Annotated in this window: 9 protein-coding genes; all 9 read left to right on the forward strand. The window is 59.2% G+C overall.

The window, feature by feature from the left end:
• The first annotated feature begins 68 nt into the window (after nucleotides 1–68).
• The 9 genes from SANT_RS03480 (at nucleotide 69) to SANT_RS03520 (ending at nucleotide 13,649) form a co-directional block, all read left to right on the forward strand.
• On the forward strand, nucleotides 69–1,670 hold the full coding sequence (locus SANT_RS03480) for an ABC transporter substrate-binding protein (protein ID WP_025420917.1): 1,602 nt from the start codon (nucleotides 69–71) through the stop codon (nucleotides 1,668–1,670).
• Entirely contained in the window at nucleotides 1,667–2,539 is an 873-nt protein-coding gene (locus SANT_RS03485) for a hypothetical protein (RefSeq protein ID WP_025420918.1), read from the forward strand. Before SANT_RS03480 ends, SANT_RS03485 begins: the two co-directional genes overlap by 4 nt.
• Nucleotides 2,536–4,149 (forward strand): gamma-glutamyltransferase, encoded by a 1,614-nt coding sequence (gene ggt, locus SANT_RS03490; protein ID WP_038668164.1) that lies wholly within the window; start codon nucleotides 2,536–2,538, stop codon nucleotides 4,147–4,149. The genes SANT_RS03485 and ggt overlap by 4 nt, the downstream gene beginning before the upstream one ends.
• Nucleotides 4,150–4,209: 60 nt before the next feature.
• The gene (locus SANT_RS03495) at nucleotides 4,210–5,190 is read left to right on the forward strand and encodes an ABC transporter permease (RefSeq protein ID WP_025420920.1); all 981 of its coding nucleotides are present in this window, start codon (nucleotides 4,210–4,212) and stop codon (nucleotides 5,188–5,190) included.
• Nucleotides 5,190–6,110 (forward strand): ABC transporter permease, encoded by a 921-nt coding sequence (locus SANT_RS03500; protein WP_025420921.1) that lies wholly within the window; start codon nucleotides 5,190–5,192, stop codon nucleotides 6,108–6,110. Before SANT_RS03495 ends, SANT_RS03500 begins: the two co-directional genes overlap by 1 nt.
• Nucleotides 6,110–7,993: an ABC transporter ATP-binding protein gene (locus SANT_RS03505; protein WP_025420922.1), complete on the forward strand. Its 1,884-nt coding sequence runs from the start codon at nucleotides 6,110–6,112 to the stop codon at nucleotides 7,991–7,993. Before SANT_RS03500 ends, SANT_RS03505 begins: the two co-directional genes overlap by 1 nt.
• A 246-nt stretch (nucleotides 7,994–8,239) precedes the next feature.
• Entirely contained in the window at nucleotides 8,240–9,817 is a 1,578-nt protein-coding gene (locus SANT_RS03510) for an ABC transporter substrate-binding protein (protein ID WP_038668167.1), read from the forward strand.
• Nucleotides 9,817–11,694, forward strand: a complete 1,878-nt coding sequence (locus tag SANT_RS03515) for a CocE/NonD family hydrolase (protein ID WP_200867269.1) — start codon at nucleotides 9,817–9,819, stop codon at nucleotides 11,692–11,694. Before SANT_RS03510 ends, SANT_RS03515 begins: the two co-directional genes overlap by 1 nt.
• Nucleotides 11,695–12,311: 617 nt before the next feature.
• A complete protein-coding gene (locus SANT_RS03520; protein ID WP_081730411.1) occupies nucleotides 12,312–13,649 on the forward strand; it encodes an IpaD/SipD/SspD family type III secretion system needle tip protein in 1,338 nt (445 codons plus the stop codon).
• The last annotated feature ends 87 nt before the right edge of the window (nucleotides 13,650–13,736 follow it).

A 13,736-nucleotide genomic window follows, 5' to 3' on the forward strand; every position in this document is an offset into this window, starting at 1 on the left:
CGAACACCTATCCATTCATCCCCGGCGTCTGACGGCGCCGGCACTTATGGCAATCAGAGGGGAGCGTTATGTTTGACAAACCACTGCAGCGGCGGACAGTACTGAAGGGCGCCCTGGCCGGACTGGCATCGTTATCTCTGGTCAGCCTGCCCGGCCGATTATGGGCGGCGCCCGGCAAAACGCTGCGCATCGCGCTGTCGGCCGCGCCGACCACCGTCGACCCGCATTTGCAAAGTAACGCGCCCAATAATGCCCTGGCGACCCACATTTTCGACTCGCTGGTGGTTAACGACGCCAAGTCCCAGTCGGTGCCCGGTCTGGCGTCCTCCTGGAGAATCGTGGACGATACCCACTGGGTATTCCAATTGCGTCCCGATGTGACCTTTTCCGACGGCGCGCCGTTAACGGCAGACGATATTATCGCCTCCATTAACCGGGCCACCAACCTGCCGAGCACCGCCTCCTTTCGCACCTACACCCAGACCATTAAATCCATGGCCGCCGGGGAAAACAACCAACTGCTGATTGAAACCCGCGCGCCGGATCCGCTGCTGCCGAATTCCCTGAGCCGCATTCGCATCATCGCCGCGAAGTATAAGGACGCGCCGAGCAGCGATTTCAACAACGGTAAGGCCGCCATCGGTACCGGGCCGTTTGTGCTGGTGGAGTATGTGCCCGGCAATAAGGTGGTGCTGAAACGCAACGAGCCCTATTGGGGCGACGCCTTCCCGTATGAGCACGTCGAACTCCAGGTGATCTCCGATGAGGCGGCCCGCTTGGCGGCTTTGCTATCCGGCAGTTTCGATTTGATTGAGGAGATGCCCTATCACGGCATCAAGCAGGTCGAGTCCTCCGGCCGCTTTCATATCCAGCGCGGTATTTCCAGCCGGGTGGTCTATCTGGCGATGGATCAACAGCGCGAGGTGACGCCGTTTATCAAAAGCCAAGCCGGCCAGCCGCTGGAGAAAAACCCGCTGAAAGATCCCCGCGTGCGCCGCGCGCTGTCGCTGGCCATCAACCGGGCCGGGATTGTCAAACAGGTGATGGATGGTAATGCCCAGCCAGCGGCGCAGTTTTTGCCGAACGGCGCCCCTGGCACCTCGCCGGACATTCAGGTGGATAGCTATGATCCGGCCGCGGCTAAGGCGCTGTTGGCGGAGGCCGGCTATCCCGAGGGTTTCCAGCTCACGCTACACGGCTCTAACGACCGCTATATCAACGACGCCAAAATCGTCCAGGCGATTGCGCAGATGTTCAGCCGTATCGGGGTAAAGACGCAGGTGGATGTGATGCCCTGGTCGGTTTATTCCGGGCACAGCAGCAAGGCGGAATTTAGCGTGTCGCTGGCGTCCTGGGGGGTGAATACCGGCGAAACGTCCAATCCGATCACCGCCACGGTCGCCACTTACGACAAGTCAAAGGGCATGGGCAGCAGTAATTACGGCCGTTACTCCAATCCAGCGGTGGACGAAAAGCTGCTCATCGCCAAAGCCACCATGGACGACGGCAAGCGCAATGCGCTGCTGGCCGAGATTTCGCACCTGCTGTTTACCGATCACGCCATTTTGCCGCTGCATTTCGAGGCGGTGGTGGTGGGGGCGCGCAAGGGAGTCAATTACACCCCGCGCGCGGATCAATATACGTTGGCCATGGGAGTGAGTGAAGCATGAAACCCGATCTGCTTGAGGGCGCTGCCGCGCGCGCCGCCGCCATCTACGACCTGGGACAGACCGCGATATTTTCCGCCCGCGCCGATCCCCGTTTTCAATACTGCCTGTATGTGCCGCCGTGCGTCGCCGACGGCACGCCGGTGGAGTTGCTGGTGGCGGTACACGGTACCGGCCGGACTTCGTTTCTCGATTTCCGCGATGGTTTTGCCGAGTTTGGCCGCTGGAACCGCTGCGCGGTACTGTGCCCGATCTTCCCGGTAGGGGTATGCGGCGACGGCGCGCGCAGCGGTTACAAATATCTTATTGAAGGCGATATTCGCTACGACCTGCTGTTGTTGGCGATGGTGGCGGAGGTGGCGGAAAAATACCGCCAGGACTGGCGGCAGTTCGCCATTTTCGGTTTCTCCGGCGGCGGCCATTTCAGCCACCGCTTCACGCTGTTACATCCGCAGCGCCTGTGGGCGGCGTCCATCGGTGCGCCGGGATCGGTGACGCTGCTGGATCCCGACCGGGACTGGTGGGTCGGCATCCGCAATCTGCCGGCGCTGTTCGGTGTGACCTTCGATGCCGCCGCGCTGGCCGCCGTGCCGGTGCAAATGGTGGTGGGCGGTGCCGATTTGGAAACCTGGGAGATTACCCATAAAGAGGGATCGCGGCATTATATGCCCGGCGCCAACGACGCCGGCGCCACGCGGCCGGAGCGATTAGGCGCGCTGCGCGACTCGTTTGCGCAGGCGGGCGTTAGCGTGCGCTTCGATCTGGTGCCCGGCGTCGCGCACGATCGCATCAAAGTGCTCGACAGGGTGAAAGATTTTCTCGCCGACGCGCTGTTGCAGCGGCGTCAACAGCAGAAGGCGGCGCGCGCATGAAACTGGATAATGCCATGATCGTGGCGGCCCAGCCCGAAGCGGCCGAAGTGGGTGCTGAGATACTCGCGCGCGGGGGTAACGCTATCGACGCCGCTATCGCCTGCGCCTTGGTACAAGGGGTGGTCGATCCGCAGATGAGCGGCCTCGGCGGCTTCGGCCACATGCAGGTGTATATGCCCGATCGGGGCGTGCATGAGGTGCTGGAATTCTATGCCCGCGCCGGCTCGGCGGTTACCGAAGACATGTGGCTGCCGTTAATGAGCGGCCAGTCCCGCGATGGTTTCGCTTTCTTGCTTGACGACCATCGTAATGAAATCGGCTATCAGGCGGTGTGTACGCCGGGCAGCGTGAAGGGTTATGCCCAGGCGCTCAGCCGTTACGGCACCTTTGACTGGCGGGATGTGATTGCGCCGGCGATAGACCAGGCGCGCCGCGGTTTTATGGTGCGCCCGCACGTGTACAGCTATTGGTGCCTGGATCAGCAGGCCGCCGGTCAGGTGAACACCCGCGACAAACTTGCGCTGACCGCCACCGGCCGCCGGGTTTATTTCAATACGGACGGGTCGTTGAAAAAACCCGGTCAAATCATTACTAACCCCGATCTGACCCGCACGCTGGAGCGTCTGGCCGAGGAGGGGCCGGAATCGTTTTACACCGGTGCAATCGCCCGCGAGATCGCCTCGGATATGGCGGCGCAGGGCGGGTTTATCACCTTGCAAGACCTTGCCGATTATCGCGTGGAGGTCACGCAGCCGTTGTGGGGCAGTTACCGTGGCTACACTATCGCGACGACGCCGCCGCCCTCCAGCGGATTAGCCATGCTGGAGCTGCTGCATATTCTGGAGAATTTTCCGTTGGGCACGCTGCGCCACGGCAGCGTGGAACATCTGCGCCTACTGGCGGAAGCGATGAAGCGTATGACCATCGACAAAGATCGCTACATGGGCGATCCGGCCTATGTCGAGGTGCCGGTCAAGATGTTGGTCGGGAAAGCCTATGCCGCGCAGCAGGCGGACGCGATCCGCGCCGGTCAACGCGCCACCGTCATCCGCCCGGACAACGGCACCTGTCGCGATACTACCCATGTTTCGGTAGTGGACCGCGACGGCAACGCGGTGGCCCTGACCCACACGCTGGGCAGTCCGTCCGGCGCCATTACCGAGGGACTCGGCTTTATGTATAACGGCACCATGAGCCGTTTCGACCCGCGTCCCGGCCGCGCGGCCTCTATTGCGCCGGGTAAACGGCGGGCCAGCTCCGCTGCGCCGACCATCGTGTTCCGCGAGGGCAAACCCTTTGTGGTGATAGGCGCGCCGGGGGGCAGTTATATCGCACCGTCCATGGCGCAGGGGATCATGAACATCATCGATTTCAACATGTCCATGCTCGAGGCGGTGAGCGCGCCGCGGGTGGTGGCGGTGTCCGACGCGCTGGATGTGTCCAACCGTATATTGCGTTCGGTGACCGATGCGCTGACGCAGGAGGGCTACGATGTGCGCCGCGCCTGGCAAAGCTACGCCTTCGCCGCGCTGCACGGTATCCGCATCGACGGCGGCCGCTGTAACGGCGGCGCCGATCCGCAGCGGGACGGCATGGCCATTTCGGTGTAACCCTGGCGGACGTAACGCTAGCCCGGCCGGAGTATCGGCGATGACGGATGAGGAAAAGCTATGTGGGTATGGTTAACCAAGCGCCTGTTTCAGGCGCTACTGGTCATCGTGGCGATGACCATTATCGTCTTTATCGGCGTCAATATGATCGGCAACCCGGTGGACATCCTGATTTCGCCGGATGCCGACCAGGCCGAGCGGCTGAGAGTTATTCATCAATTGGGGCTGGACCAGCCGCTATGGCGGCAGTATTTGGCGTTCGTCAACGGCGCGCTGCACGGCAATCTGGGCGATAGCTATGTCTACAGTCAACCGGCGCTGCAGGTGATTTTGCAGCGTTTTCCCGCCACCTTTGAGCTGGCGGTCACCGCCATGGTTTTTTCGGTGATTATCGGTATCCCTCTCGGGCTGTACGCCGGGCTGCGGCCCCACAGCCCGCTGGCGAAGCTGTTGATGGCCGGCAGCATTCTCGGTTTTTCGCTGCCGACATTCTGGGTTGGCCTGATGCTGATTATGGTGTTCGCCGTCCAGCTCGGCTGGCTGCCGTCCAGCGGCCGCGGCGCGACGGTGACGTTGCTGCACGCCCAGTGGTCATTTCTCACCCTGGACGGCTGGCAACACCTCATCCTGCCGGCGATCAATTTGTCGCTATTCAAGTTGTCGCTGGTGATGCGCTTGACCCGCGCCGGCGTGCAGGAAGTGCTGCCGCAGGATTATATCCGCTATGCCCGCGCGCGCGGGCTGACGGAAACCCGGGTCATTGGCGTACATGTTCTGAAAAATATCATGATCCCGGTGGTGACGGTGGTCGGTCTGGAGTTCGGTTCGCTCATCGCCTTTTCGGTGGTGACGGAGAGCATTTTCGCCTGGCCCGGTATGGGCAAGCTCATCATCGACAGTATTAACGTACTGGATAGACCGATCATGGTGGCTTATCTGATGATGATCGTGCTGGTGTTTATCGGCATCAATTTGCTGGTGGACATCATCTATTCGCTGCTCGATCCGCGCGTGCGGCTCAGCGCCAAAGGAAACCTGTAATGGCTACTCTTTTTGAACCTGAAAGCGGCGCCGTACCGCCTGGGGTCGATCGGCCGTGGCGGCGTTTACTGCGGGATTTCGCCCGCTCGAAGCTGGCATTGACCGCGCTGGTGGTGCTGATAGTGATTGTACTGATTGCGGTGCTGGCGCCGCTGCTGGCGCCGCAGAATCCGTACGACCTGATGCAACTGGATATCATGGACGGTCTGTTGCCGCCCGACAGCCCGGCGGGATCGGGTGGACGCACCTATTGGTTGGGCTCGGACGATCAGGGCCGGGATATGCTGTCGGCCATCATGTACGGTCTGCGTATCTCACTGAGCGTCGGCGTCATGTCGGCGCTGGTGGCGGCGTTCATTGGCGTCTCCCTTGGCCTGTTCGCCGCCTACCGCGGCGGGCGCGTTGAGAGTCTTATTATGCGACTGGTGGATTTGCAGCTCTCTTTCCCGTCGATTCTGGTGGCGCTGATGATTCTGGCTTTCCTCGGCAAGGGCATCGCTAATGTGGTGCTGGCGCTGATTATCGTCGAGTGGGCGACCTACGCCCGCGCCGCGCGCGGAACGGCGCTGGTGGAAAGCCGCCGCGAGTATATCGAGGCCGCCGCCTGCCTCGGTGTGCCGCTGCATCGTATTATTTTCCGTCATCTACTGCCCAATTGCCTGCCGCCGTTCATCGTGATTGCCACCGTGCAGGTCGCGCGCGCCATCGCGCTGGAAGCGACGCTGTCGTTCCTCGGGCTGGGGGTGCCGGTCACCGAGCCCAGCCTGGGGCTGCTTATCGCCAACGGCTACCAGTTCATGCTGTCGGGGCAATATTGGATGAGTTTTTATCCCGGTATTGCGCTGCTTATTACCATCGTCGCCATCAATCTGGTGGGCGATCATTTACGCGATATTTTAAATCCCAGGGGGCGAGCCTGATGAATAACACGATGACGGCATCCCTTCCCACGGCGGAAGCGCCGCCGGCAACTGATGCGCCATTGCTGGCGCTGCGCAGTCTGCGCACTTCGTTTTTGCGCGACGGTCAGTGGCTGCCGGTGGTGCGCGACGTCTCGTTTGATATCGGACGGCGCGAAACGCTGGCGGTGGTCGGGGAGTCCGGCTCCGGTAAAAGCGTCACGTCGATGTCGATTATGCGGCTGTTGCCGCCGGCGACCAGCCGGATAGAGGGTCGGATCGATTTTGACGGTCGCGATCTGCTGACGCTGCCGGCGGACGCGATGCGCCAAATCCGCGGCAACGATATCGCCATGATATTCCAGGAAACCAGTCTCAATCCGGTATATACCGTTGGCCAGCATATGGTGGAAACCCTGCGCCAGCACCGGCAGATGTCGCGGGCGCAGGCGCGTTCGGAGGCCATCGCGCTGTTGGATAAAGTCCGTATCCCGTCGGCGGCCAAGCGGCTCGACGACTACGCCCATCAATTTTCCGGCGGTATGCGCCAGCGCGTGATGATCGCCATCGCGCTCGCCTGTAAACCCCGCCTGTTGATTGCCGATGAGCCCACAACCGCGCTCGACGTCACCATTCAGGCGCAGATTTTGGCGTTAATTAAATCGTTGCAGGAAGAGGAGCAGATGTCGGTGCTGTTTATCACCCATGATATGGGGGTGGTGGCGGAGATCGCCGATCGCACCGTGGTGATGTATCAGGGGAATGCGGTGGAGGAGGGACCCACGTCGCGCATTTTCAGCCAGGCGACGCATCCTTATACCCGCGCGCTGCTGGCGGCGGTACCGCGGTTGGGGGCGATGAACGGCACCGAGCAGCCGCGGCATTTCCCGGTGGTGGATAAAACCACCGGTCTGGCGACGGCGGCGCAAGAGACGGCCACCACGGTGGATCCCACCGCGTTGCCGTTGCTGCAGGTCAGCAATCTGACCACGCGTTTCCCGATCCACGGCGGCACCTTCGGCGGTCTGACCGGTCGGGTGCATGCCGTGGAAAACGTCTCCTTCGCCATTCGCGAAGGGGAAACGCTATCGCTGGTGGGGGAATCCGGCTGCGGCAAGTCCACCACCGGCTGCGGCAAGTCCACCACCGGCCGTTCCATCATGGGTCTGACGACGCCGACCGCCGGCCGTATCATGATAGGCGACACCGATGTGGTCAGCCTGGGACGTGCCGGCCTGCGCGAGATGCGCAAAAACGTGCAAATGATTTTCCAGGATCCCATCTCCAGCCTGAACGCCCGCATGACCATTGGCGACGCTATCGCCGAACCCTTCCTGGTGCATAAGCTCGGCGATCGCCGCCAGGCGCGGGAAAAGGCCGCGGATTTATTGATAAAAGTCGGGTTACGGGCCGATATGGCCGGCCGCTATCCGCACGAATTCTCCGGCGGCCAGCGTCAGCGTATCAGTATGGCGCGGGCGCTGATCCTCGATCCCCGGCTGATTATCGCCGACGAGTCGGTGTCGGCGCTGGATGTGTCGGTGAAAGCGCAGGTGATCAACCTGATGTTGGATCTACAGGCCAGTCTCAAGCTGGCTTATCTGTTTATTTCCCACGATATGGCGGTGGTGGAACGCATCAGCCACCGGGTGGCGGTGATGTATTTGGGGGAGATAGTCGAGATTGGCCCGCGCGCGGCGATTTTTGGCCAACCTGCGCACCCCTATACGCGCAAATTGATCGCCGCGGTGCCGGTGGCCGATCCCGCGCGCCGAGCCGAACGGCGCGCGTTGGCCGTCGACGAAATCCAAAGTCCGATCCGGCCCCGGGATTATGTAGCGCCGCTGCGGCGCTATCGGGAGGTCAGCGCCGATCATTTCGTCATGGTCAATGGTGATGAATGATCAATGGGCGCGGCGCTGAACGGGCGGGCCGCCTGCTCGTCGTCGCCGGCGGGAGCGCGGGATCCGCGACGGCGGGCTGAGGTCGGGGCGCGCGTGGGGATCCGCTCAAGCGGACTGAGGTCGGCGCGCGCGTGGAGATCCCTTCATGGGGACCTGGGTCCGGCTGCCGGGTCGCCGAAATAAAACCATCATAGCCGCGGCGTTAACGCGGCAATAAGCCACTTGGAAAATCTGAGGAGCGAGGCCATGGGCAAAATGCGTATCGCATTAAACGCGGCGGGGCTGGTGATAATGCTATTGTGCGGCGGGCGGCTGCTGGCGGCGGAGCTCACCATTGGCCGGGCAACCGAGCCGTCCACGCTGGATCCGCAATTTGCCAGGACCGGCAACAATCATGCCACGGCACAGGATATTTTTGACCGTCTGGTGGAAACCGACGCCCATCTGCAAATCAAACCGTCGCTGGCGCTGAGTTGGGAAAATCGAGACCCGCTGACTTGGGACATTCATTTGCGCCCGGGCGTGAAATTCCAAGACGGTAGCGCATTTACCGCCGATGATGTGATGTTTTCCCTGGAACGGGTTAAAACCATCCCAAAGAGCCCGGCGCCGTTTAGCGGCTATTTGCAGACTATTGATCATTACACCGTCGTCGATCCTCTGACGCTGCGGGTGACCACCCGGGTGCCGAACCCGTCGCTGATTGAGGATCTAGGGCAGATCTACATCCTGTCCCGCCATGCCGCGGCGCAGGCGACGCAGGCGAATTTCACCTCCGGTAAAGCGGTGGTCGGCACCGGGCCGTATAAATTCGTGCGCTGGTTGCCCAACGATCGGCTGTTGCTGGCGCGCAACGACGATTACTGGGGAGCAAAACCGCCGTTTGACAAGGTTACGGTGCGCTTTATCGCCAATAACGCGGCGCGGGTCTCGGCTTTCCTGGCCGGGGCGGTGGATATCATCGACGCGGTCCCGGCGACGGATCTGGCAAGATTGCGCCAGCGCCAGGACGTCAATATTTACACCATTGATTCGGGTCGCCTGATTTATCTGGGGCTCAACCAGCGTCCGGGCGCCGTGCCCTTTATCACCGACACCGCCGGTAAAGCGCTGGCCGCCAACCCGTTGCAGCACGTTGAGGTGCGCCAAGCCCTTTCGCGCATGATTGACCGCCAGGCCATTGTCCAGCGACTACTGAAAGGCGAAGGGACGCCGGCCGCGCAACTGGTGCCGGAGGGGCTGGGTGGCTATGAACCGGCGCTGCGTCCCGATACGCCCGACGCGGCCGCCGCCCGCGCGCTGCTCGCCAAAGCCGGCTATCCGCAGGGGTTCGGTATTACGCTGCACTCCTCTAACGACCGCTTCGCCGGCGATAACGCGCTGGCTCAGGCGTTAGGCCAAATGCTGGCGCGCGGCGGATTGAAAGTGAACGGTGTCAGCACTTTGCCCTATAACGTCTATGCCGGCGCCGCCACGCGCGGGGATTACAGCGTCTACCTGTTTTCTCTCGGCACCACCCGCTCGAATGCCGGCAGTAACCTGAAATCTTTGCTGCAAACCTGGGATGCCGCAAAAGGTACCGGCAATTTTAACCGCATGCGCTACAGCAACCCGGCGTTTGATGCCAAGCTGGACCAGGCGCTATCGCAATTTGACCCCGCGCGCCGCGACGCACTACTGCGAGAGGCGATGGCTCTCGCCATTCATGATGTTGCCATTATTCCGCTCTATTTCCAGAAAGTGACCTGGGCAACGCGAAAAGGGATTACCTATACCGCCAATATGAGTGAATTTACCACCGCCAAAGACGCAGGAGTCGAATAATGACCAACACGGAGCAGGGCCAGGCCATCCGCGACGATGTGAGGGTGTATCGCAATATTATGGTGACAATGCGCGACGGGGTGCGATTGGCCACCGACATTTACCTACCGGCGGACGACATCGCCCGGCCGGTGATCCTCGAGCGCACTCCCTATGACAAGAGCGGCACGCCGCGCACGGAATATTCGGCCGCCCGGCCGACGCCGATGACCCGGGAGGAACTGGCGGTGTATTTCGTCCGCGCCGGCTATGCGGTGGTGTGGCAGGATTGCCGCGGCCGCTATGGCTCGGAAGGGGAATTCACCAAATATCTCGCCGAAGCGGAGGACGGCTATGACACCCAGTCCTGGCTGGTGCGCCAGGCGTGGTGCGATGGCCGTATCGCCACCACAGGACTGTCTTACGGCGCGCATACGCAAATGGCGGCGGCCTGTCTGAACCCGCCCGGGCTGGCCTGTATGGCGCTGGATTCCGGCGGTTTTGCCAGCGCCTATCACTGCGGCATCCGCCAGGGGGGCGCTTTTGAGTTGAAACAGGCGACCTGGGCGTATAATAAAGGCGCGGAGAGTAAACTGGCGCAGACCGATCCTCACGTACGGAACGCCATGGCGCATGAAGATTTGGCGGCCTGGTTCACCGCCATGCCCTGGAGCAAAAACCGCTCGCCGGTACGCTGGGATCCCAATTATGAAGCCTATCTACTGGAGCAGTGGCAGCGCGGCACGTTCGATGCCTTTTGGCAGAAAGTGGGCATTTACGCCGCCGGCTACTACCCAACGCTGCCTGCTATCCCGATGATTCTCATGTCCAGTTGGTATGATGCCTATGTCGCCAGCACGCTGCAAAATTACCAGGGCCTGAAAGACGCCCGGCCACTGACGCTGATAATGGGGCCCTGGACCCACGGCAACCGTGTCGCCCGCGTCTTCGGCGATGTCGATTTCGGCCCGGCGGCGATCTTTGACGGCCAGGTTGGCGAGGATTGGCTGTCTTATCGCCGGGCGTTTTTCGACCGCTGCCTGCGGCCGGACGTTGCCGCCGAAACGCCACAAGAGAACGTCCATGTGTTTTTGATGGGCGGCGGCGACGGCAAAAAGAGCGCCGAGGGCAAATTACAACACGGCGGCCGCTGGCTGCACGCCCGCGAATGGCCGTTGCCCAACACCGCGCCGTTGGCGCTTTATCTGCGCGACGATATGAGCCTGTCGGCGCAGCCGCCTGCAGAACCCTCCCGCCTCAGCTACCGGTTTGATCCGACCCGACCGGTGCCGACCATCGGCGGGTCTCTAACCAGCGGTGAACCTATCTTCACCGGCGGCGCGTTTGACCAGCGTGAGGATCCGCGCTTTTTCGGCTGTCGCCATCCCGGACTGCCGCTTACCGCCCGCCAGGATGTGTTGTCGTTCGAGACGCCGCCGCTTGCGCAGGATTTGGCGGTGATTGGCGAGGTGTTAATTGAGCTGGTGGTGTCGACGGATGCACCGGATACCGATTTCACCGCCAAGCTGGTGGACGTCTACCCGCCAAGTGAAGATTACCCGACCGGTTTCGCCATGAACATTACCGACGGTATTTTCCGCTGCCGCTATCGCCACGGTTATGAAAATCCGCAGCTTATTACGTCCGAGGAACCCTTTACCCTCCGTATTACGCCGTTCGCCACCGCGAACTTATTCAAAGCGGGCCACCGTCTCCGCCTGGATATTTCCTCCAGTAACTTTCCGAAATACGATGTCAATCCCAACAGCGGCGAGCCTGAAGGGAGCGGGCGCTGTCCGCGTAGCGCATACAATACGGTGCATTTAGCGCCGCACGTTTGCAGCCGTCTGCTGCTGCAAACCTTGCCGTCCGTTGCGCGGGATTACCCTGAACGCTGAGGCGCGATATCGTCGCGGCTTGATGCGCCCTGCACCGTCCGTCGCGGTGCTCTAGGTCAACCGCGGCAGCCGTTGTCGGTCGCGGCATGTGGGGTTAATCGCGGCAGCCGTGGTCGGTCACGGCTTTTGGGGTTAATCGCGGCAGCCGTTGTCGGTCACGGCATTTGTGGTTAATCGCGGCAGTCGTTACCGGATGAGGCGCTCATCGTCGGTTGCGGTAACTGCAACCGGTCGCGGCGCCTATTAACGATCCAAGGGGCATGCTATCTACGCCCGCGATCCTCTCCTTTTTCCAGGCAGCGCCACCCATCAGCTGACAACTCCACCGTTTGTCACCGGCGACTTGCCGCGTTCTGACAGTCATTGTCTGGCGTTTGGAGCAGGATACAACCACCGGGCATAAATGAGTGTAATTCCTGTGCCCGCAAAGAATATCAAATTTCAATCATGCTGCTAAATGTTTAGTGGGGGGTAATAGATTTTGCGGTTATTTATGCCAAGGTGCTAAGGAGGTATTCTATTCTTTTTCTATGTTTGGTGCTTTTTCTTTTATCGTGCACAAAATCATTGTTTATTTATAATAATTCACGACTAAGTGGTGATTATTTCGATTGGCGATGCTGGTTTTATTTAATATTACCCCTCTTGCAATCCCATTATGGCTTGGCTATATTTCGCCTGACAAAAGTGTCAGCAAATACACGAATGATTATTTAATTAGTCAATTGATTAATAATGGAGGATTCATGATAGATTCGTTATTGTTACCCGAAATAAGAGTCGGTAATTTAAAGGATGAAGGCTTTCCTTCAGTGCAGAAAGGGAAAGGTGAAAATGAAATGGGTTGCCGATATTCATGCATAATGCGAAATTTGAAAAATGAGTTATATGAAATCATTGAAAAGCATCGTGACCTGGGAAATGAGTTTACGGCGGGTGCAGGCACGCCTGCTCACTCTGTATCCTCAGCGGTTTCAGCGATGGACGCCCTGCTACAAAAGCTGGACGGTCGCCGATTGGCAGAATGTCCTGCTGTCGCGGCGGACGGCAGTAATCTGGAGGAGGTCAAAACAGCACTTACTGAATCTGCGCAAGCGACGTATGAGGTAGTTGATCAGGTAAAAGACCTGTTACGTAAGGAGAGTCTTACGCGTGCGGCTAAATTAACTCAATTACAAAGAAATATCGATCAGGTTGCGGCCAAGCCTGAGTTACGTCAAAGTTCCTGCGAGGCGACGCAGGATGAAAAACGATCGTCGAGGTATCGCGAGTTCTGGAACGCCATAGCCTGCGATATTAAATCGATTAAAAAGGAGTACGTTGATTTTTATTCTACATTAACGTTAAAATATGCTGATTTTTACCAAAAATACATAGAGTTACAAGCCGCGGCGGCAAAAGCCGTGAAGGAAGGAGATGATGGTAACCACGTGAAATGGGACGCCAAAGACTTCCAGAAAAAGTTTAAAGCGTTCAAGGATTATGTGGCAGAAACTGAGGTTTGTGACATTCCAGAATCGTCTGAATGGAAAAAAATAAACGGTATAGTTGATGACAAGGAAAGAGAAAAGGCCATCAACGATCTTGAAAAATCATTAGGATTAAAGCCCGCCTTTGAACTTGAACGCATAAAAGATGAATCGGGTAAGGTAATAAGAATAACAGGTAAAATTAAATTCAATAGAACGGCAATAGACAGTTGTCCGAATCAGCCATCAGGTATTGTAGAAAGCATTATCCCTGATTGGACTAACAACGGTCAAAGCACAGATATGGCAAGTTATAATGCCTGGCTTGCCGCGTTTAATTCAATGGGAAATACTTTTCAAAGTAACATGCAAACGGCTTCGCAACGTTATAGTCAAGCCAACAGTACTTTTGACAATCTCAACAAAGTACTGAGCAGCTCTATAACGGCATTGCTGGAATGCGCAAAATCCTTCCTGGTCGGGTAACGCTTGCGTTTGAGTTCATACTGTTTGCTCAGTGACAAGCTGCTGATGCCGAACTTCACCTTATGGCGACGACGATGACCGATGCTG

This window comes from Sodalis praecaptivus (genome assembly GCF_000517425.1).
Taxonomy (GTDB): domain Bacteria; phylum Pseudomonadota; class Gammaproteobacteria; order Enterobacterales; family Enterobacteriaceae; genus Sodalis_A; species Sodalis_A praecaptivus.